The 1,607-nt window shown below is 61.2% G+C and carries 1 protein-coding gene and 1 pseudogene; both read left to right on the forward strand.

Going from position 1 to position 1,607, the window contains the following annotated elements:
- Window positions 1-221, forward strand: a pseudogene (locus B059_RS19785) (methyl-accepting chemotaxis protein); the annotation flags it as partial.
- Between the two features lie 79 nt (window positions 222-300).
- A partial coding sequence (locus tag B059_RS21725) for a methyl-accepting chemotaxis protein (RefSeq protein ID WP_211206946.1) occupies window positions 301-1,607 on the forward strand: 1,307 nt, incomplete at its 3' end.

A 1,607-nucleotide genomic window follows, 5' to 3' on the forward strand; every position in this document is an offset into this window, starting at 1 on the left:
CGGCGGCTGCGGCCGAGAGCCTGCAGGATCAGGCGGCCAAGCTTGCCGAGGCGGTGAGCGTGTTTAGGCTGGATGGTTCGAGTGGCCAGCGGGCGGCGCTGCCGGTGCTGCGTGAGGTCGTGACGCCCCTGCCGCAGTCGCGGCCGAGGGTGGCTCCGGCCGCGCGGCCGAAGAAGCTCGCGGCCGCCGGCGGCGGCAACGAGGAGTGGGAAGAGTTCTGAGCCATGTGCACAACGACGCGCTGCAACCAGCGTGGTTGCGGAAGTGCCGCGCTCACATGAGCCACTGCCGCGCAAGCGCATGCTGTTTGATGACCGGAATGATGCACATTTAGCGGTGACAAAAATGATGAACAATGGAAGGCGAGTAGATTTGGCATCGACGAATGTCGAATACGAGCTGCGCGAAGGCGAGTCGCTCGTTACCAAGACCGATCTCAAGGGGCGGATCGTTTATGTCAACTCCGCCTTCATGGAAGTGAGCGGCTTCAACGAAACCGAGCTTGTCGGCAGCACCTACAACATCGTGCGGCACCCGGAGATGCCGGCGGAATTGTTTGCCGACTTCTGGGCCACGCTGGGAGAGGGGCTTCCCTGGACCGGTCTGCTGAAAAACCGGCGCAAGAATGGCGATTACTACTGGGTGGTCGCGAATGTGACGCCGATCCGGAAAAACGGCGTCACCAACGGATATATGTCCGTATGCAACAAACCCACACGACAGCAGATCGTAGAAGCCGACCGTATTTATCGATCGATCAAAGAGGGGAAGGCGGGTGGATTGGTGATCGTGCGTGGCATCGCGACCAGTACCAGCCTGATCAGCAGACTGACTTCCATCAGAAGGATTCCCGTCAGCGTGCGAATCGCGATGACAACAGGCCTTGGCGCCGCGCTGATGTTTGCCCTGGGCATGCTCGGCTGGTGGGAAACCAGTGCCTTGGTCGAAGTCTCCGGCAGGCAGAGCTGGATACCGGAACTGATTGCTGTCGCGGGCAGCGTGGGGGCTGTTTTGTCGGTACTTTTCGGTTACTTCATCTCACGTACGATTCTGCGGCCGCTCGACAGCGCCCTTGAGGTCGCGCACGCAATCGCCGGGGGCGATTTGTCGCTCCGCTTCGAGATGGCAGCCTGGGATGAGACCGGGCAGCTCATGCGCGCACTCAATCAGATGAATGCCAACATGATGGCGGTCGTATCCGATATCGGATCGAACGTGGATAACATCCGGGTCGCTTCGCGCGAGATTGCCACGGGCAATGCCGACTTGTCTGCCCGCACCGAATCGCAGGCGTCGAGCCTGGAAGAGACCGCCAGCTCGATGGAAGAGCTGACCAGCACCGTCAGGCAGAACGCCGAGCATGCCCATCATGCCAGCAAGCTGGTGATGTCGACGGCAGACATTGCGGCGAATGGCGGCAAGGTGGTTGGCAAAGTCGTCGACACCATGGCCTCGATCAAGGACAGCTCGCGCAAGATTGCCGACATCATCGGCGTCATCGACGGCATTGCTTTCCAGACCAACATTCTTGCCTTGAACGCGGCGGTCGAAGCCGCGCGGGCGGGCGAGCAGGGGCGCGGCTTTGCCGTCGTCGCCTCTGAGGTGAG

Origin of the sequence: Thiobacillus denitrificans DSM 12475, from assembly GCF_000376425.1 — a bacterium.
Classification (GTDB): Bacteria; Pseudomonadota; Gammaproteobacteria; order Burkholderiales; family Thiobacillaceae; genus Thiobacillus; species Thiobacillus denitrificans.